Source organism: Streptomyces sp. ITFR-16, from assembly GCF_031844705.1.
Taxonomy (GTDB): Bacteria; Actinomycetota; Actinomycetes; order Streptomycetales; family Streptomycetaceae; genus Streptomyces.
The window spans coordinates 6943780-6962242 of sequence record NZ_CP134609.1; the positions used below are offsets into that span (position 1 = coordinate 6943780).

An 18463-nucleotide genomic window follows, 5' to 3' on the forward strand; every position below is an offset into this window, starting at 1 on the left:
CGGTCAGCCCGCCGACTCACCCGCGTGCGGGCTCAGGACGCCGGCCGCCACGAGGGCGAACAGGGCGATGCCGAGCAGCACCCGGTAGATGACGAACGGCATGAAGCTCTTCGTCGTGATGAACTTCATGAACCAGGCGATGACCGCGTACCCCACGCCGAACGCGATGAAGGTCGCGAAGATCGTGGGCGGCCAGGAGACATGGCCTTCGCCCGCATCCTTCAGCTCGAAGACGCCCGAGGCGAGGACGGCGGGGACGGCGAGGAGGAAGGAGTAACGCGCCGCGGCCTCGCGGGTGTAGCCCATGAGCAGACCACCGCTGATGGTGGCGCCGGAGCGCGAGACGCCGGGGATCAGGGCCATCGCCTGGCAGAACCCGAAGATCAGGCCGTCCTTGACGCCCAGTTCCTTGAGGGACTTGCGCTCCTTGATGGCCCGGTGCTTGCCGCCGGTCTCGTCACGGGCGGCCAGCCGGTCCGCGATCCCGAGGACGATGCCCATCACGATCAGGGTGGTGGCGATCAGCCGCAGGTCGCGGAACGGGCCCTCGATCTGGTCCTTGAACGTCACGCCGAGCACGCCGATCGGGATGGAGCCGACGATGACCAGCCACCCCATCTGGGCGTCGTGGTCGCTCCGCATCGAACGGTTCGTCAGCGACCTGAACCACGCCGAGACGATCCGGACGATGTCCTTGCGGAAGTAGATGAGGACTGCGGCCTCCGTGCCGATCTGGGTGATCGCGGTGAACGCCGCGCCCGGATCGTGCCAGCCGGCGAATGCCGCGGTGAGCCGCAGATGCGCGCTGGAGGAGATCGGCAGGAACTCGGTCAGTCCTTGAACGAGGCCGAGGACGAACGATTCGAACCAGCTCATGGGGCTTGGGCCATCCCGGAGTGATCATGCATCGGCCGACGGCATCGGCCGTCGGCGGCGTGCGGATTGCGGTCGTGCGAGGACAGGGCCCCGTCGGGCCCGGAGATCGTCTGTCGGTCGCGGGCAGCGTATCGCCCCCGGATGAACACGGTGACGACAACCCCCGCGCCCCGGGCGCTAGGCGCCGAGCCGGTGGCGCCTGCGCCAGGCGACCACGGCCGCCCCGGCACCCGTCAGCACGATGAAGCCCATCGCTGCGAGGAACGCCGGCGAGGTCGGCGACGAGGCCTCGCTGCCCGCCACGACGTACGCGGCCGTGTTCGGGATCGAACCCAGACCGGTCGCCACCAGGAACGGCGGGTAGCCCATGCGCGACACGGCCGCGCAGTAGTTGGCGGCGGCGAACGGGACCCCGGGGAAGAGCCGCAGCGCCAGCATCGAGCGGAAGCCGTGCCGGCTCAGCTGCCCGTCCGCCGCCCGCATCCACCGCCCGCGCAGCAGGGTGCGCAACGCGTCCTGGCCCAGCACCCGGCCGAGGGCGAACGAGATCCCCGCACCGAGCACGGTGCCCGCCAGCGCGGCCGCCAGCCCGGCCTGCGAGCCGAACAGCGCGCCGGCGGCGAGATTCAGCAGCGGCCTCGGTACGAAGGCCACCGTGCAGACGCCGTACCCGAGGCCGAAGAGCAGGACCGCCGCCGTCCCGCCGCTCATCTGCGAGGGCCAGCCGGAGGCCAGCATCCGCTGCGGCTCCAGGAGCAGCATCGTCGTCGCGGCGGCCAGCAGCACCGCCACGAGCAGCGACAGACGCGACCAGGGCGAGAGCAGCACCCGGGTGCAGCGCACGGCGAGGCCGGCGGCGGGCCGGGTGGAGGGGGCGTGGTCGAGCATTCGGGGAGACTAACCGACACCCGTGTGTGATCGCCGTAATGCGACCGTTATGAGCCAGGGAGCCGCATCCGTCCGGAACACCCCCCGACGCCGCCGGGGCCTGGGATCGGGCCGGGGCCCAACCCCCGTACCGCCCGCCGAAATTCGCTCGACGGGCCGACCCGGGTCGGCGATGATCGGGACATGTTCCGGTACGCCTTCCTCGCAGCGCGGTCCGCAGTCGCGGCCACGCCGAAGGCTGCCGTGAGCCCTGCCACCGCAGCAGCCGCAGCGGCTTTCGCCGCTGCCGCAGCGCCCCTCGGCGGCGCCCGAAGCTGACCCTCCCCCGACTGTCCGGCGGACCCCGCAAGGGGAGGGTCGGCCGGGCCCCGGGGTCCTCTTTCCCAGCTTCGCATCCCAAGGAATGAACCATGCCCAAGACGGCATACGTGCGCACCAAGCCGCACCTCAACATCGGCACCATGGGCCACGTCGACCACGGCAAGACGACCCTGACCGCGGCCATCACCAAGGTCCTCAGCGACCGGGGCACCGGCACGTTCGTCCCCTTCGACCGCATCGACCGGGCGCCCGAGGAGGCGCAGCGCGGCATCACGATCAACATCGCGCACGTCGAGTACGAGACGAGTACCCGGCACTACGCGCACGTGGACATGCCGGGCCACGCGGACTACATCAAGAACATGGTCACGGGCGCCGCCCAGCTCGACGGGGCGATCCTCGTCGTCTCCGCGCTCGACGGGATCATGCCGCAGACGGCGGAGCACGTGCTGCTCGCCCGCCAGGTGGGCGTCGACCACATCGTCGTCGCCCTCAACAAGGCGGACGCCGGCGACCCCGAGCTGACCGACCTGGTCGAGCTGGAGGTCCGCGAGCTGCTGTCCGCGCACGGCTACGGCGGCGACACCGTGCCCGTCGTGCGCGTCTCGGGCCTGCGGGCACTGGAGGGCGACCCGCGCTGGACCGGGGCCGTCGAGGCGCTGCTCGACGCCGTCGACACGTACGTACCGATGCCGGTGCGCTACACCGACGCGCCGTTCCTGCTGTCCGTGGAGAACGTCCTGACCATCACCGGCCGGGGCACGGTCGTCACGGGTGCCGTGGAGCGCGGCACCGTCCGCGTCGGCGACCGGGTCTCGGTGCTCGGCGCGGACATCGAGACGGTCGTCACCGGTCTGGAGACCTTCGGCAAGCCGATGGAGTCCGCCGAGGCCGGCGACAACGTCGCGCTGCTCCTGCGCGGCGTCGAGCGCGACCGGGTGCGCCGGGGCCATGTGGTCGCGGCGCCGGGCAGCGTCACCCCGAGCCGGCGCTTCACCGCGCAGGTGTACGTCCTGTCGGGGCGCGAGGGCGGCCGCACCACCCCGGTGGCCACCGGCTACCGGCCGCAGTTCTACATCCGCACCGCGGACGTCGTCGGTGACGTCGACCTCGGCGAGGCGGCGGTCGCGCGCCCCGGCGACACGGTCACCATGACCGTGGAGCTGGGCCGGGACGTCCCGCTGGAGGCCGGGCTCGGCTTCGCGATCCGTGAGGGCGGCCGCACGGTCGGCGCGGGCACGGTCACCGGGCTGCTCTGAGCCGTACGGCCTCCGTGGAAAAGGCAGTTGAGGGCCCGTCTCCCGCACCCCGGGGGAGGCGGGCCCGCAGCCGTGCGCGAGACTGACGGCATGGCAGACACCGCACTGGTACTCGGCGCCGGCGGCATCACCGGAAGCGCCTGGGAAACCGGAATCCTGCACGGCCTCGCGAAGGCGGGCCTGGACCTGTCCACCGCCGATGTGATCATCGGCAGCTCGGCCGGCGCGGTCGTCGGGGCGCAGCTCGCCTCCGGGCTGATCAGCCTGCCGGATCTGTACGAACTCCAGCTGACCGATGCCGGCGGGGAGCGCGGCGGCAAGCTCGGCGCCGTCACCTTCCTCCGCTACGCCCGCGCCGTGCTGTCCTCCCGCACCCCCGAGGCGTACGGACGGAGGCTGGGCCGCCTCGCCCGCGAAGCCCGGATCGGCCCCACCCCCGACGAGCGCCGCGCGGCCGTCGCGGGCAGGCTCCTGTCACCGCGGTGGCCGGACCGCCCGCTGCGCGTCACCGCCGTCGACGCGCTCAGCGGTGAACTCCACACGTTCGACAAGGACAGCGGGGTGGATCTGGCCGACGCCGTCACCGCCAGCTGCGCCGTCCCGGCCGTCTGGCCCGTCGCCGCGTTCGGCGGGCGGTCCTGGATCGACGGCGGGGTGCACTCCCCGGCCAACGCCCATCTGGCCGCCGGCTACGAGCGGGTCGTCGTCATCGCGCCGACCGCGTCCGGCAGCAAGGTCATCGCCTCGCCCCGCGCCCAGGCCGAAGCCCTCGCCGCGCAGGGCGCCCGGACCGTCGTCATCACCCCGGACGCGGCCGCGAAGAAGGCGTTCGGCCGCAATCCCCTCGACCCCGCTCGCCGTGCCGCGGCCGCCCGCGCGGGTCTCGCCCAGTCGGCGGCGCACACCGAGGCCGCGGCCGCGGTCGTCAACGGCTGACCGCGGCCACGGCCTCGGTGTGCGAGGGGACAATGGGGGAGTGAACGAGTCGATACCCGTCATCCGTGACGTGGACCAGGGAACCGCCCGGCTGCTCCCCGACGTGGACCGGGAGCGGGCCTGGCTGCTCACGGTCGAGGGGGCACCCCAGTCCTATGTGGACCTGGACGCACCGGAGCATCTCGAATTCGAGTACACGCGACGGCTCGCCCATGTCGTGGACTGCGCGGCCGGGCCGGGGGAGCCCCTGGACGTGCTCCACCTCGGCGGTGGCGCCCTGACCCTGCCCCGCTATGTCGCCGTGACCCGGCCGGGTTCCCGGCAGGTGGTCGCCGAGGCGGACCGGGGGCTGCTCGCGCTTGTCACCGAACATCTGCCGCTCCCGGACGACAGCGGGATCACCGTGCACGGCGCGGACGCCCGCGCCCTGCTGGAGGCGACCCGGCCCGGTTCGGTGGACGTGTTGATCGCGGACGTCTTCGGCGGTTCGCGGGTGCCCGCCCACCTCACCTCGGTCCCCTACGCCGAGGCCGCCGCGCGGGCGCTGCGGACGGACGGGATCTACGCCGCCAACCTCGCCGACGGGGCGCCGTTCGGCTTCCTGCGCTCGCAGGTGGCGACATTCGCGACCGTCTTCCCGGAGCTGGCGCTGATCGCCGAGCCCGCCGTGCTGCGCGGGCGGCGCTTCGGCAATGTCGTCCTTGTCGCCTCCCGGACACCGGTCGACACGGCGGCCCTGATCCGCCGCTGCGCCGGTGACGCGTTCCCGGCCCGGGTGGAGCACGGCGACGCGGCGGCCGCGTTCGTCAAGGGCGCCCGGCCGGTCGGCGACGACGAGGCGGTCGCCTCACCCGAGCCGCCCGACGGCGCCTTCGGCATCGGCTGACACGGGCACGGCCTGCGCGACCATCTCGACGGAGGCGGTCCTGCGGGTCAGGTTGCGTACGTCGGGCACGAACAGCACCGCCCCGGTGACCAGCACGATCAGCCCGGCGCAGCCCCACAGCGCCTGACCGCGTCCGACCAGCGACTCGACCGGTCCGGCGAGTGCGGTGGCGACCGGCACCATGGCCACCGAGCCGAACCAGTCGTACGCCGAGACCCGGGACAGCTTCTCCTCCGGGATCTCCTGGTGCATGGCGGTCATCCAGGAGACGCCGAACACCTCGATGGCCGCCCCGCTGACGAACATCACCACGCACAGCCCGGACACCGGCAGCGGTACGGCGAGCCCGGCCGACGGCAGGGCCAGGGGGAAGACGCACAGCGTTCCGGCCAGCAGCAGCCGCCGGGGCTTCCACCGCATCATCAGCAGCGCCCCGGCCAGGGTGCCCACGCCGAACGCCGCGAGCGCGAAGCCCCAGGGCCGGGCGCCGCCCAGTTCGTCCCGTGCGACCAGCGGCCCGTAGACCGCCTCGGCGGCCCCGACCGCGGCGACGACCACGGAGAACTGGGCGACGACGGCCCAGAGCCAGGGGCGGCCGGTGAACTCCTGCCAGCCGTCGCGGAGATCGGCGAGCAGTCCGCCGCCGGGCTCCCGCGACGGGATGTGGCTGACATCGAGGAAGGCGCGCAGCGCCCCGGCCACCGCGAAGGCGGCGGCGTCCACGGCCAGCACCCAGCCCGGGTCCATCGCCGCGATCATGGCGCCGCCGAGCGCGGCCCCGCCGATGGCCGCGCCCTGGGTGGACATCCGGAAGAGGGCGAAGGCGCGGCCGGCCTGCTCGCCGCTGACGCTGGACATCAGCATGCCCTCGGCCGCGGGGTTGAAGAACGCCTGCCCGGTGCCGCACAGGGCGGTGAGCAGCATCATCTGCCACAGCTGGGGATCACCGGCCAGCACCAGCCAGGCGAAGACGCCCTGCGAGACGAAGTTCAGGGCGTTGGCCGCGACCATCACCCGGTGGCGCGGCAGCCGGTCCGCGATCGCCCCGCCGATCAGCAGGAAGAGGACCAGCGGCACGGTCCTGGCGGCGGCCACCAGACCGACGTCGCCGCCGTCCCCGCCCGCCTGCAGAACCGCGAACGCCGCCGCGATCAGCGCACCGTGGGTACCCAGGGCGGTGATGATCGCGGCGGCGGTCAGCAGCCGGTAATTGCGGCCCGCCGGGAAGGGGCGGTCCGAGGGGAGTGCGGGGTCGGCTGCGGCAGTCACTCAGGGACTATCGCTGGCCGGACCCCGCGATGCCAAATGCATTCCCCGGGGTCACGACTCGGTGATCTTCACCAGCCGCACGGTGCTCAGGATCTTCTTGATCGTCGCGTCCGGCAGCTCGTCCTTGACGCCGGCGGCCGCGTACAGCACCCAGGAGGAGAAGGCGCCGTTGCTGTTCTTGAAGGTGAAGGCGAAGGTCTTGCCGTCGCTGTCGCACTTCTTCTTCTTGGTGACGTTGGGGGCCGTGGCGGTGACCAGCTGGCCGGTCAGACCCGACTGCGTGGTGTACTGCTGGGCCTTGCTGATCTTGATGGTGCTCTTCGGCATGTGCTGTGCATAGGCGCCCCAGGCCCAGGTGCCCGCCTCGTTGCGGGCGTTCACGGCGGCGTCGGTGGCACCCTCGGCGCCGCGCGTCCCGGTACCGGCGAGACTGTAGTTCTCGTCCGTGCCGTCCTTGTCGTTGTCGTCGACGCACCACTTGCTCTTGTAGTCCGCCGGCGCCGAGAAGCCGATGAGCGGCGAGCCGTCGCCCTTCTTGTCGTCCTCGAAGAACGAGAACGTGCCGGGGGACGCGACCTCCCAGTCGCCGGGCACGTCGAACTGCGTGCCCCACTTGGGGTTGGTCACGACCTTCCAGCCCGCGACGAGCGGCTTGGGGTCGTCGGCGTCACCACGCGGGTTGGCCTCGGAAGAGGACGCCGACTCCGACGGCTTGACCGGCGCGGAGGTCTTCTTGTCGTCCGCGACGTTCTTGCCGTTGTCGTCGTCGCCCTTCTTGTTCAGCACGACGACACCCGTGACCGCCGCGGCCACGACGACCGCGGTCGCCGCCACGATGGCGATCACGGTCGTCTTCTTCTTGTCGTCGCCGGGCTGCGGACCGCCGGGCGGGCCGGGCGCCGGATACTGCGAAACGGTCGGCTGCTGGTACGGGTTGGGCTGCTGGTATCCCGGCTGGCCCTGCTGCGGGTAGCCGTAACCGGGCTGCTGCCCGGAAGCCGGCTGCTGATAGGGATTCGGCGCCTGGTACCCCGGCTGCTGGTACGGGTTCTGGTTCTGGTCCTGCGGGTTCTGCTCGCCCCCGGGCGGCTGCTGTCCTGGCCACATGGCGAGTAACGATAGAGGGGTACCGCCGGGGCTGCTACGGCCGCCCCCGTGAGCGGACGGTGAAGGATGCGGCCAGGAGTGACGGGAGTGGCTCGCGAGGCATGGTCAAACCGCTCTACTCGTGAGTAACATCGGGTCCATGAGCGCTGAACAGATGACCGCGGGCGAGATGCTCGCCGCGACGGTCCCGATGGTCCGGACCCTCAACCTCGAATTCCTGGAGTCCACCGCCGACCGCGCGGTCGTCCGCATGCCGGACCAGGCCGACTTCCACAACCACGTCGGCGGACCGCACGCCGGAGCCATGTTCACGCTGGCCGAGTCGGCGAGCGGTGCCATCGTCATCGCCGCCTTCGGCAACCAGCTGGCCCGCGCCGTCCCGCTCGCCGTGAGCGCCGAGATCGGCTACAAGAAGCTGGCCATGGGCGAGGTCACCGCGACCGCCACCCTCGGCCGCCCGGCCGCCGAGGTCGTCGCCGAACTCGACGAGGGCAAGCGCCCCGAATTCCCGGTGGCCGTACAGATCCAGCGCGCGGACGGCGCCGTCACCGGCGAGATGACCGTGGTCTGGACGCTGCGTCCGAACGCCTGACCCCGGGCCCGCGGGGGCCGTCGCGCACCGGTCGGGGTGCGGGGCGGCCCTTCGCGCTGTCCGGCCCGGTGACCCGCCGGGTAGGCTTCCCGCGGTGCGCCGAGGAGTTGTCCGGCGGGCGAAGGACATCACTACGGAGGAACCGGCGTTGCACATCCAGGAGTGGCTGGAGACCGTCCCCGCGATCATCGTCTACGCCCTGGTGGGCGGTGTCATCGGGCTGGAGAGCCTGGGCATCCCGCTGCCCGGCGAGATCGTGCTCATCAGCGCGGCGTTGCTGGCCGCCGGGCACGACGGCATCAACCCGTGGATCCTGGGCGCCTGCGCCACGGCCGGTGCGGTGATCGGTGACTCGATCGGCTACGCCATCGGCCGCAAGGGAGGCCGTCCGCTGCTGGCCTGGCTCGGCCGGAAGTTCCCCCGGCACTTCGGCGAGGGCCATATCGCCATGGCGGAGCGCTCGTTCCAGAAGTGGGGCATGTGGGCCGTCTTCTTCGGCCGCTTCGTCGCCCTGCTGCGGATCTTCGCCGGCCCGCTGGCCGGTGTGCTGCACATGCCGTACTGGAAGTTCCTGATCGCCAATGTGCTGGGCGGGATCGCCTGGGCCGGCGGCACCACCGCCGTCATCTACTCGGTCGGCGTCGTCGCCGAAGCCTGGCTCAAGCGGTTCTCCTACCTGGGCCTGGCCATCGCCGTCCTCATCGGCCTCGCCTCCATGCTGGTCCTGAAGAACCGCGCCAAGAAGGCGGCCGCGCAGTCCACGGCCGCCGCCGAGCCCGAGCCGGGGACCGTGCCGGTCGCCGACTGACCGGATGCCGGCCCGGCCCGCGCGCTCAGTCCTCGCAGACCTGGCGGTGGGCCTTGGCCAGCTCCACGTAACCGACCGCGTTGAACCTGATGCCCTCGAGCTCCTCCTCGGTCAGCTGCCGCCTGACCTTGGCCGGCACGCCCGCGACCAGTGAGCCCGGGGGCACCCGCATCCCCTGCGGGACGAGCGCCTGGGCCGCGACCAGCGAACCGGCGCCGATGTGCGCACCGTTGAGCACGGTGGCGCCCATACCGACCAGGACGTCGTCCTCGATGGTGCAGCCGTGCAGCACGGCGTTGTGCCCGACCGACACCCGCTCGCCGACCGTCACGGTGAAGCCGGGATCGACATGGACGCTGCAGTTGTCCTGGATGTTGGAGTCGGCGCCGATGACGATGGGACCGCAGTCCGCGCGCAGCACCGCCTGGTACCAGAGGCTGGAGCCCGCGGCCATCGTGATCTCGCCGATCGCGACCGAGGTCGGGGCGACGAAGGCGTCCGCGTCGATGGACGGCTCCTTGCCGCCGATGCCCTTGATCAAAGCCTGCTGTGCCATCGCGCGTTCCTCCGTGCTCCGGTGCCCTGGGTCGCGGTGGTCCGATCGCGTCCGGCCGGTTCCGCCGGGGAAACGGTATGCCACGCCGATCCGGCCGCGCGGCCCGTTGGGGTGAAGATCACAGGCCGGTGCGGCGATCGGCCCCCGGCCCGCCGACTACCGTGTGCGCGTGCCGAAGAACAGAAACGCGTTCTCCTCCCTGACCGCCTGGCGGCGGCGCGCCCTGTCCGGGGCCGTCCACCGCTGCTGGCGCTGGGTGCGGGAAGCGGGCGCGGTCACCGCCGCGCACCCCGGCGGCCTCCGGTTCGCGCGGATCGGCGAGGGCACCCGGCTGGCGTTTCCGCAGGGCACCGTCTTCGGGGAGCCATGGATCGAGCTGGGCGACCACTGCGTCATCGGCGAACAGGTCACCCTGACGGCGGGGCTCATGCCCGACCTTGACCTCGGCTCCGAACCGATCCTGACCCTGGGCGACGGAGTGGTGCTGGGCCGCGGCAGCCATGTCGTCGCCGACACCACCGTGACCATCGGCTCGGACACGTACTGCGGGCCGTACGTCTACATCACCTCGACCAACCACAGCTACGACGACCCGCAGCAGCCGGTCGGCAAGCAGTGGCCCCGGATGGAGCCGGTCGCCATCGGGCCCGGCTGCTGGATCGGCACCGGAGCGGTGGTCCTGCCCGGCGCGCGCCTCGGGCGCAACGTGGTCGTGGCGGCGGGCGCGGTGGTGCGGGGCGAGGTCCCGGACCACGCGGTGGTGGCCGGTGCGCCCGCCCGCGTCGTACGGAGCTGGGATCCCGAGAAGGGCTGGCAGCCGCCCCTGCGCACGCCGGCCCCGGTGCCGATCCCGGCGGGCGTGACGCCCGAACAGCTCCTGGCCGTGGCGGAACTCGACGAGGCCTGAGGCGCCGCCGCGCGGGGCTCTACCCCGTCGCCAGCAGCACCGTGCCCACCAGGGCGAGCCCGGCGCCCGCCGCCTGCACCCCGCGCAGCCGCTCGCCGAGGAAGCCGCGCGCGGCCAGCGCCGTGACCACCGGGTAGAGCGAGGCCAGCACCGCGGCGACCGTCACCGGCCCGTTCTGCGCGGCGATCGAGTAGGTGCCGTTGGCCGCGACGTCCGCCAGGCCCACGAAGGCCAGGGCGGGCAGTGCGGCGCGCACGGCGGCGACGCCCCCGCCCTCCGGCAGCGCACGGCCGCCGCGCCGCAGCGAGACGCAGAGTGCCAGCCCGCCCACGGCCGTGTTGGTGACGCGCTGCACGAACAGGGCCAGGAACAGCCCGGTCACCGTGGTGGACGCCTCCGCGATCAGGGACATCACGGCCCCGAAGCCGAAGGCGGCCACCAGGGTCAGCAGCACGGCCCGGCGCTGCACCGGCGCCCCGCGCAGCTGCGGACCGCCCGCCATCACGATGCCGGCGACGGCCACGGCGACCCCGGCGAACTGGAGCAGCCCCGGCCGCTCACCGGCGATCAGGCCGACGGCCACCGGCACGGCGACGCCCAGCGAACCGAGCGGGGAGACCACGCCCATCGGGCCGAGGGCCAGGGCCTTGTAGAAGCTGAGCATCGCGACCGGCCCGACGGCCCCCGCCGCGACCGCGAACGAGAGCTGCCCGCCCGCCTCGCTCCAGCCGCCCGTCGCGACCACGATCACGCCGAGTACCACTGAGGCGATCACCTGCGAGACGAGCACCACCGTGAGCGCGGGCGTACGCCGGGTCAGCAAGCCGCCGCCGAAGTCGGCCAGCCCCCACAACAGGCTGGTGGCCAGGGCGAACAGTGCTGTCATGGCAGGCCTCGCAGTACAGTGCGGTGAACGGGTGGGTACACCACACCGTAGTTCAGTATCTTCTACCGTGTCATCCAAAATATTGGACGGAATGTGACTGATCTCGACCAGCTGACCCAGTCCCTCGCGCGCAACCTCAAGCGCTGGCGCGGTGAGCGGGGCTTCACCCTGGACGCGCTGGCCGCACGCGCCGGCGTCAGCCGCGGCATGATCATCCAGATCGAGCAGGCACGGACCAACCCGAGCGTCGGCACCACCGTCAAGCTCGCCGACGCCCTCGGCGTCAGCATCACCACGCTGCTCGACTACGACCAGGGCACCCCGGTCCGTCTGGTCCCCGCCGCCCAGGCCGTCCGCATGTGGTCCACACAGGCGGGCAGCGCCACCACCCTGCTGGTCGGCACGGAGGCCCGGGGGCCGCTCGAACTCTGGTCCTGGCGGCTGATGCCCGGCGACGGGAGCGCGTCGGACCCGCACCCCGAGGGCACCGTGGAACTGCTGCATGTCACCGCGGGCACCCTCACGCTGGTCGTCGACGACACCCCGTACACCGTGCCGGCGGGCACCTCGGCCACCTTCGAGGCCCACCACCCGCACGGTTACCGGAACGAGGGCGAGGAGCCGGTCGAACTCACCATGGCCGTCTCCATCCCGCCCGCCAGATGAGATGTCCGGGCGGCTCCGCCCGGCACGCTGTTAGCGTGACGCGCATGCGCGCACCCATCGGCTCCTTCGACAACGCCCGCCCAGCAGTTGAACGCCTGGAGCTGCTCACCGCCCCCGTGGCGGCGGCGGTCACCGCGGGCTGGGGTGGCGTTCCCGCCGAGCAGATCATCCACGTCGACACCGATCCGGAGATCGCCGACACCGCCGCCTTCGTGGAGCACCACGGAGCCGACCTGCTGAAGCGGTCGGCGAACTGCGTGGTCGTGGCGGGCAAGCGTGGCGAGGACGTCACACTCGCCGCCTGCCTCGTCCTCTCCCACACCCGCGTCGACGTGAACGGCGTCGTCCGCAAGCACCTGGGCGCCCGCAAGGCGCGGTTCGCCCCGATGGACACGGCGGTCGGCGAGAGCGGCATGGAGTACGGCGGCATCACACCCGTCGGACTCCCGGCCGCCTGGGCGCTGCTGATCGACGCGGCCGTCGCGGACGAGGACTGGGTCCTGATCGGCAGCGGCTCCCGCCGGGGCAAGCTGATCATGCCCGGCAAGGCGCTGGCCGCACTGCCCGGCGCGGTGGTGCTCGAAGGACTCGGTATCCAGGCCTGAGCGCGCAGGGCAGCGGAGGCTACCGGGGGAGCGCGGGGATCTCGATCGCCGGGCAGCGGTCCATGACCATGTCGAGCCCGGCCGCCCTCGTGCGCGCGTACGCCTTCTCGTCGATCACGCCGAGCTGGAACCAGACCGCACGGGCCCCGGCCGCGACGGCCTCGTCGGCGACCGCGCCCGCCAGCTCGCTGTTGACGAAGACGTCCACCACGTCGACGGGGAACGGTATCTCCGCCAGCGAGGCGTAGCCCTGCTCGCCGTGCACCGACTCGGCCTTCGGGTGCACGGGCACCACGCGCTTGCCGAAGCGCCGGAGCACCCCTGCCACCCCGTAGGCCGCGCGGGAGCGGTTGTTGGACAGCCCCACCACGGCCCAGGTGTCGCCGGTGTCCTGAAGAATCCTGCGGATCGTCTCCGTGTCTGCGTACATGATCCGCACAACCGGCGGTCCGTCCCGGCCATTCCCGACCATTCCCGCCGGGCGCATAGGGTGGCCGGATGCAGGAGCAGTACCGGACCGTCGCCCGAGCGGGCGTGCACGAGAGCGAGATCAACCGTTCGCGCTTCATCTGCGCGCTCGCCCCCGCCGCCACCGAGCAGGAGGCGCAGGAGTTCGTCGCCCGCGTCCGCAAGGAGCACCCCACCGCCACCCACAACTGCTTCGCGTACGTGATCGGCGCCGACGCCTCCGTACAGAAGGCCAGTGACGACGGCGAGCCCGGCGGCACCGCCGGCGTCCCCATGCTCCAGATGCTCACCCGGCGCGAGATGCGGTACGTCGTCGCCGTCGTCACCCGCTACTACGGCGGGGTGAAGCTGGGCGCCGGCGGGCTGATCCGGGCCTACGGAGGCGTGGTCGGCGAGGCGCTCGACGCGATCGGCACCCGCACCCGGCAGCGGTTCCGGCTCGCCACCGTCACCGTCGGCCACCAGCGGGCCGGGCGGCTGGAGAACGAGCTGCGGGCCACCGGCAGGACCGTGCGCGACGTCCGGTACGCGGAGGCCGTGACCATCGAGATCGGGCTGCCGGACGCCGATGTCGAGGAGTTCCGCCGCTGGCTGGCCGACGCCACGGCGGGCGAGGCGGAACTGGAACTGGGCGGCGAGGCGTACGGCGACGCCTGAGTACTGTGGTGCGCGGGTACGACGGGCGCGGCCCCGAGGGCGGAGGAGACGAAACATGCGGGTCGGAGCCGGGTCTTGAGAATTCTGCACACATCGGACTGGCACCTGGGGCGGTCGTTCCACCGGGTCCCCCTGATCGAGGCCCAGGCCGCCTACCTCGACCACCTCGTGGCCACGGTGCGCGCGCACGCGGTCGACGTCGTCCTCGTGGCGGGTGACGTGTACGACAGGGCGGTGCCGCCGCTGGTGGCCGTCCAGCTCTTCGACGACGCACTGCACCGGCTGGCCGCCGAGGGCGTACCCGCGGTGATGATCTCCGGCAACCACGACTCGGCGCGGCGGCTCGGCGTCGGCGCGGGCCTCATCGGCCGGGCCGGCATCCATCTGCGCACCGACCCCGCCCACTGCGCCACCCCCGTCGTCCTCGCGGACACCCACGGCGACGTGGCGTTCTACGGGCTGCCCTATCTGGAACCCGCGCTGGTCAAGGACGTGTTCAAGGCGGAACGCGCCGGGCACGAGGCCGTGCTCACCGCCGCCATGGACCGCGTCCGCGCCGACCTCGCCGAGCGGCCGGAGGGCACCCGGTCCGTGGTGCTCGCCCACGCCTTCGTCGCCGGCGGCGAGCCCAGCGACAGCGAACGCGACATCACCGTCGGCGGCGTCGCCGCGGTCCCCGCCGGCGTCTTCGACGGGGTCGACTACGCCGCGCTCGGGCACCTGCACGGCTGCCAGACCGTCACCGAACGCGTCCGGTACTCCGGCTCCCCGCTCGCCTACTCCTTCTCCGAGGCCGATCACCGCAAGACCATGTGGCTGATCGACCTCGACGCGGCGGGCACGGTCGCCGCCGAGCGGATCGACTGCCCGGTGCCCCGCCCGCTCGCCCGGCTCCGGGGCCGCCTCGACACCCTCCTGGAGGACCCGGCGCTGGACCGGCACGAGAACGCCTGGGTGGAGGCCACCCTCACCGATCCGGTCCGCCCGGCCGAACCGATGGCCCGCCTCACCGAGCGGTTCCCGCACACCCTCAGCCTTGTCTTCGAACCGGAAAGGGCACCCGAGGACCCGCACACCTCGTACGCCCGGCGGCTGCGCGGCCGCGACGACCAGAGCATCGCGGAGGACTTCGTGGCCCATGTCCGAGGCGGGACCGGAACCGACGCACACGAGCGGTCCGTGCTGCGCAGCGCCTTCGACCACGTCCGGGTCGACGACAGCGTGCGCGAGGTGAACCGATGAGGCTCCACACCCTCACCATCACCGCCTTCGGGCCCTTCGGCGCCAGCCAGGAGATCGACTTCGACACGCTCTCCGCCGCCGGGATCTTCCTGCTCCACGGACCGACCGGCGCCGGGAAGACCTCCGTCCTCGACGCCGTCTGCTACGCCCTCTACGGCGCCGTCCCCGGCGCCCGGCAGAGCCCCGGCACCTCCCTGCGCAGTGACCACGCCCCGGCGGACCTGCCGACCGAGGTCCGCCTCGAACTCACCGTCGGCGGGCGGCGCCTGGAGATCACCCGGCGGCCCGCCCAGCCCCGCCCCAAGAAGCGCGGCGGCGGCCACACCACGGAGAAGGCACAGAGCTGGCTGCGCGAGCACGACCCCGAGCAGGGCTGGCAGGCGCTGAGCCGCTCGCACCAGGAGATCGGCGAGGAGATCACCCAGCTCATCGGGATGAGCCGGGACCAGTTCTGCCAGGTGGTGCTGCTGCCGCAGGGCGACTTCGCCCGCTTCCTGCGCGCCGACGCCGAAGCACGCGGCCGGCTCCTCGGCCGGCTCTTCGACACCCGCCGCTTCGCCGCCGTCGAGGAGCGCCTCGCCGAGCTGCGCCGCGCCGCCGAGTCACAGGTCAGGGCCGGCGACGAACAGATCCTCGCCATCGCCCAGCGCCTCGCCCAGGCGGCCGGCCCCGCCGCCCGCGAATGCCCGCTGCCCGACGCCCAGCCCGGCGACCCGGGCCTCGCGGACGCCGTCCTCGGATGGGCGGCGACCGCCCGCAGCAGCGCCCGGGAACGGCTCGACATCGCCGCCTCGGTGCTGGCCGGCGCAGAGCACCGCCAGGCGGCGGCCCGGCTCGCCCTCGACGCCGAACGCGAACTGGCCGCCCTCCAGCAGCGGTACGCCGAGACCCGGCACCGCGCCGCCGCCATCGAGGAGAGCCGCCCCGCGTACGACGAGGCCCACGCGCGGCTGAAGCGCGCCCGCAAGGCCGACCTCGTCGCCCCCGCCCTGGAGCTCCGCGAGGAGGCCGAGCGCGCCTACGAGCGGGCGAGCGCGGCCCGGGACCGCTCCCGCGCGCGGCTGCCCGCCGCCCTGGCCGACGCGGGCGCCGAACAGCTCGCCGCCCTGGAACGCAGGCTCCGCGAGGAGCTGGGCGGCCTGGACGCCGCCCGCCGCGCCGAACGGCGCAGCGCCGAGATCCGCAGCGAGCGCGCCGAACTGGAACGCCAGGCCGCCGCCGACGAGGACCTGGTGCGTGACACCGAGGGCTGGCTGGCCGGCTGGGAGATGACCCGGCAGGGGCTGCTGGCCCGCGTCGAGGCGGCGCAGGAGGCCGCGACCCGTGCCGAACTGCTGGCCGGCCGTCTCGACCCGGCCCGCCGCCGCCTGGACGCCGCCCGGCGCCGCGATGCCCTGGCAGCCGAGGCGACGGCCGCCGAGGCCCGGCTCGGCGAGGCCCGCGAGCGTGCGCTCTCCACCCGCGAGCACTGGCTCGACCTGCGTGAACGACGGCTGCGGGACATCGCGGCGGAGCTTGCCCGGGGACTGGTCGAGGGCCTGTCCTGCGCGGTCTGCGGCTCAAAGGACCACCCCGCACCGGCCCGCCCCGGCGACGGGCACGTCGACCAGGCGACGGAGGAGGCGGCCGAGGCGGCCCACCGCCGCGCCGAACAGGCCCGGACCGAAGCGGAACACGCCCTCGCGGTCGTACGGGAGCGGCACGCTGCGGCCCGCGCCGAGGCGGCCGAAGCGACCGGCGCCGAGACCGCGTCGGACGCGGGGGCCGCGGGCCCGACGGCCCACGAGCTGGCCGCACTCGTGGACACGCTGACCCGCGAACACACCGAGGCGTACCGCGTCGCCGCCGGGACGCACGCCGCCCGTGAGGCCCTCGCGGCCGCCGAGCGCGAGCAGCGCCGGCGCGCCGAGGACCGGCAGCAGGCGGAGAACCGGGCGGCCGCCCGTACCTCCGCGCGTGAGGGCCTCGACCGCGAACAGGCCTCCCTCGACGAGGTGGTGGACCGGGCACGCGGTGGGTGTGCCACCGTCGGCGAGCACACCGAGCTCCTCCAGAACCGGGTCGCCCTGCTCGTCGAGGCGGCCGGGACGGTGCGTGAGGAGGAGAGCGCGGCGGCCCGGCTGAAGGAGGCGGACGACCGGCTCGCGGACGCCGCGTTCCGGGCCGGCTTCGACACGCCCCGGGCCGCGGCGGACACATTGCTCGACGACGCCGGGCAGCGTGCGCTCCAGCACCGGATCGACGCCTGGCAGGCCGAGGCCGCCGCCGTCGCCGACCGCCTCGCCGACACCGCCGCCCGCGCCGCCGCCGACCGCGACCCGGCCGCGCCCGAGGAGGCCCAGCGGGTGTACGACGTCGCCGAGCGGGCGATGCGGGAGGCCTCGGCCGCCCTCGCGGCGGCCCGCGAGCGCTGCACCGAACTCTCCCGGCTGTCCCGCCGCGCGGCCGATGAGGTGCGCGCCCTGGGGCCCGTACGCGAGGAGTACGAGCGGGTCGCCCGGCTCGCGGGGCTCACCGCGGGCACCTCGACGGACAACGAACGCAAGATGCGGCTGGAGTCGTACGTCCTGGCGGCCCGGCTCGAACAGGTCGCCGCGGCCGCCACCGCCCGGCTCCGGCGCATGTCGTCCGGCCGCTACCAGCTCGTCCACTCCGACGCCCGGGCCGGCGGGCGCAGGGCCGGGCTCGGACTGCACGTCATCGACGCCTGGACGGGCCGCGAGCGCGACACGGCCACGCTCTCCGGCGGCGAGACGTTCTTCGCCTCGCTCGCCCTGGCGCTGGGCCTGGCCGATGTGGTCACCGACGAGGCCGGCGGCGTACGGCTGGACACCCTCTTCATCGACGAGGGGTTCGGCAGCCTCGACGACCAGACCCTCGACGAGGTGCTCGACGTGCTCGACTCGCTGCGCGAGCGGGACCGCAGCGTCGGCATCGTCAGCCATGTCGCCGATCTGCGCCGCCGCATCCCCGCCCAGCTGGAGGTGGTGAAGGAGCGGCACGGATCGGCGGTGCGGCTCCGGGCGGCGGACGGATTCAGCGACTGACGGCACGCCTCGGCAGGGGCGAGGAGTAGACGACGCTCGTGGTGACGGAACCGAGGGCGCCGATCTTCCCGGACACGGCCTCCAGATGGCTCATCGAGCGGGCGGTCACCTTCAGGACGAAGCAGTCGTCGCCGGTGACGTGATGCGCCTCCACGATCTCCGGCGTCGCCTCCAGCAGGTCGTGGAACGGCTTGTAGTTGCCGTTCGGATACCGCAGCCGTACGAAGGCCAGGATCGGCAGCCCGATCCGCTCCGGATCGACCACCGCCGCGTACCCGCTGATGACGCCGGCCTCCTCCAGCCTGCGCACCCGCTCCGTCACGGCGCTCGACGACATCGCCACCTCGCGGGCGAGCTCGGCGAACGTCGCGCGTCCGTCCCGCTGGAGGACATCGAGAATGCGCCAGTCCGTGGCGTCCGGGGAATAGTCGGTCATGCGGAGAGGAAACAGGGAAATCCCCGGCGGATCAAGCGGTGTGCCGGGGAT

At 73.3% G+C, this 18463-nt stretch carries 19 protein-coding genes; 11 read left to right on the forward strand and 8 right to left on the reverse strand.

All coding sequences use genetic code 11. The features are described 5' to 3' along the window. Positions 1-3: 3 nt before the first annotated feature. Both RLT58_RS30905 and RLT58_RS30910 read right to left on the reverse strand, forming a co-directional pair. Complete coding sequence (locus RLT58_RS30905) at positions 4-876, reverse strand: undecaprenyl-diphosphate phosphatase (protein WP_311313642.1); 873 nt, start codon at positions 874-876, stop codon at positions 4-6. A gap of 177 nt (positions 877-1053) precedes the next feature. Beyond that, entirely contained in the window at positions 1054-1764 is a 711-nt protein-coding gene (locus tag RLT58_RS30910; RefSeq protein WP_311313643.1) for a TVP38/TMEM64 family protein, read from the reverse strand. Between the two features lie 410 nt (positions 1765-2174). Between RLT58_RS30910 and tuf the strand changes: the two genes are divergently transcribed. The 3 genes from tuf to RLT58_RS30925 all read left to right on the forward strand — a co-directional run bounded on the left by tuf (position 2175) and on the right by RLT58_RS30925 (position 5166). After that, complete coding sequence (tuf, locus tag RLT58_RS30915) at positions 2175-3344, forward strand: elongation factor Tu (protein ID WP_311313644.1); 1170 nt, start codon at positions 2175-2177, stop codon at positions 3342-3344. Positions 3345-3434: 90 nt separating this feature from the next. After that, a complete protein-coding gene (locus tag RLT58_RS30920) occupies positions 3435-4280 on the forward strand; it encodes a patatin-like phospholipase family protein (protein ID WP_311313645.1) in 846 nt (281 codons plus the stop codon). Between the two features lie 40 nt (positions 4281-4320). Further along, positions 4321-5166, forward strand: coding sequence for a spermidine synthase (locus RLT58_RS30925; protein WP_311313646.1), 846 nt, complete (start codon positions 4321-4323; stop codon positions 5164-5166). Here the strand turns inward: RLT58_RS30925 and RLT58_RS30930 are convergent. Together RLT58_RS30930 and RLT58_RS30935 are read right to left on the reverse strand one after the other, a co-directional pair. Continuing rightward, positions 5128-6435 (reverse strand): MFS transporter, encoded by a 1308-nt coding sequence (locus RLT58_RS30930; RefSeq protein ID WP_311313647.1) that lies wholly within the window; start codon positions 6433-6435, stop codon positions 5128-5130. The genes RLT58_RS30925 and RLT58_RS30930 overlap by 39 nt on opposite strands. A 51-nt stretch (positions 6436-6486) precedes the next feature. Further along, complete coding sequence (locus RLT58_RS30935; RefSeq protein WP_311313648.1) at positions 6487-7542, reverse strand: DUF8017 domain-containing protein; 1056 nt, start codon at positions 7540-7542, stop codon at positions 6487-6489. A 154-nt stretch (positions 7543-7696) separates the two neighbouring features. Between RLT58_RS30935 and RLT58_RS30940 the strand changes: the two genes are divergently transcribed. Both RLT58_RS30940 and RLT58_RS30945 read left to right on the forward strand, forming a co-directional pair. Then, positions 7697-8134, forward strand: coding sequence for a DUF4442 domain-containing protein (locus RLT58_RS30940; RefSeq protein ID WP_311314708.1), 438 nt, complete (start codon positions 7697-7699; stop codon positions 8132-8134). 148 nt (positions 8135-8282) lie between these two features. After that, complete coding sequence (locus RLT58_RS30945) at positions 8283-8942, forward strand: DedA family protein (protein WP_311314709.1); 660 nt, start codon at positions 8283-8285, stop codon at positions 8940-8942. Positions 8943-8967: 25 nt separating this feature from the next. Here the strand turns inward: RLT58_RS30945 and RLT58_RS30950 are convergent, their stop codons facing one another. Continuing rightward, entirely contained in the window at positions 8968-9498 is a 531-nt protein-coding gene (locus RLT58_RS30950) for a gamma carbonic anhydrase family protein (RefSeq protein WP_311313649.1), read from the reverse strand. A gap of 169 nt (positions 9499-9667) precedes the next feature. On the opposite strand from RLT58_RS30950, the gene RLT58_RS30955 reads away from it, so the two are divergent. Then, entirely contained in the window at positions 9668-10405 is a 738-nt protein-coding gene (locus tag RLT58_RS30955; RefSeq protein WP_311313650.1) for an acyltransferase, read from the forward strand. A gap of 19 nt (positions 10406-10424) precedes the next feature. Here RLT58_RS30955 and RLT58_RS30960 read toward each other — a convergent pair whose 3' ends face one another. Then, positions 10425-11291 carry an EamA family transporter gene (locus tag RLT58_RS30960; protein ID WP_311313651.1) on the reverse strand — a complete coding sequence of 289 codons (867 nt, stop codon included), beginning with the start codon at positions 11289-11291 and terminating at the stop codon, positions 10425-10427. Between the two features lie 93 nt (positions 11292-11384). Here RLT58_RS30960 and RLT58_RS30965 point away from each other — a divergent pair, with 93 nt between their 5' ends. Together RLT58_RS30965 and RLT58_RS30970 are read left to right on the forward strand one after the other, a co-directional pair. Beyond that, positions 11385-11957, forward strand: coding sequence for a helix-turn-helix domain-containing protein (locus tag RLT58_RS30965; RefSeq protein WP_311313652.1), 573 nt, complete (start codon positions 11385-11387; stop codon positions 11955-11957). A gap of 44 nt (positions 11958-12001) precedes the next feature. Next, entirely contained in the window at positions 12002-12562 is a 561-nt protein-coding gene (locus RLT58_RS30970) for a YbaK/EbsC family protein (protein WP_311313653.1), read from the forward strand. 19 nt (positions 12563-12581) lie between these two features. On the opposite strand, the gene RLT58_RS30975 is transcribed toward RLT58_RS30970, so the two are convergent. Further along, positions 12582-12992: a CoA-binding protein gene (locus tag RLT58_RS30975; protein WP_311313654.1), complete on the reverse strand. Its 411-nt coding sequence runs from the start codon at positions 12990-12992 to the stop codon at positions 12582-12584. 68 nt (positions 12993-13060) lie between these two features. Here RLT58_RS30975 and RLT58_RS30980 point away from each other — a divergent pair, with 68 nt between their 5' ends. The 3 genes from RLT58_RS30980 (at position 13061) to RLT58_RS30990 (ending at position 17976) form a co-directional block, all read left to right on the forward strand. After that, a complete protein-coding gene (locus RLT58_RS30980) occupies positions 13061-13687 on the forward strand; it encodes a YigZ family protein (protein ID WP_311313655.1) in 627 nt (208 codons plus the stop codon). Positions 13688-13762: 75 nt separating this feature from the next. Further along, entirely contained in the window at positions 13763-14929 is a 1167-nt protein-coding gene (locus RLT58_RS30985; protein WP_311313656.1) for an exonuclease SbcCD subunit D, read from the forward strand. Next, positions 14926-17976: an AAA family ATPase gene (locus RLT58_RS30990; RefSeq protein WP_311313657.1), complete on the forward strand. Its 3051-nt coding sequence runs from the start codon at positions 14926-14928 to the stop codon at positions 17974-17976. The genes RLT58_RS30985 and RLT58_RS30990 overlap by 4 nt, the downstream gene beginning before the upstream one ends. Here RLT58_RS30990 and RLT58_RS30995 read toward each other — a convergent pair. After that, positions 17966-18412, reverse strand: coding sequence for an Lrp/AsnC family transcriptional regulator (locus RLT58_RS30995; protein WP_311313658.1), 447 nt, complete (start codon positions 18410-18412; stop codon positions 17966-17968). The genes RLT58_RS30990 and RLT58_RS30995 overlap by 11 nt on opposite strands. Positions 18413-18463: the final 51 nt, after the last annotated feature.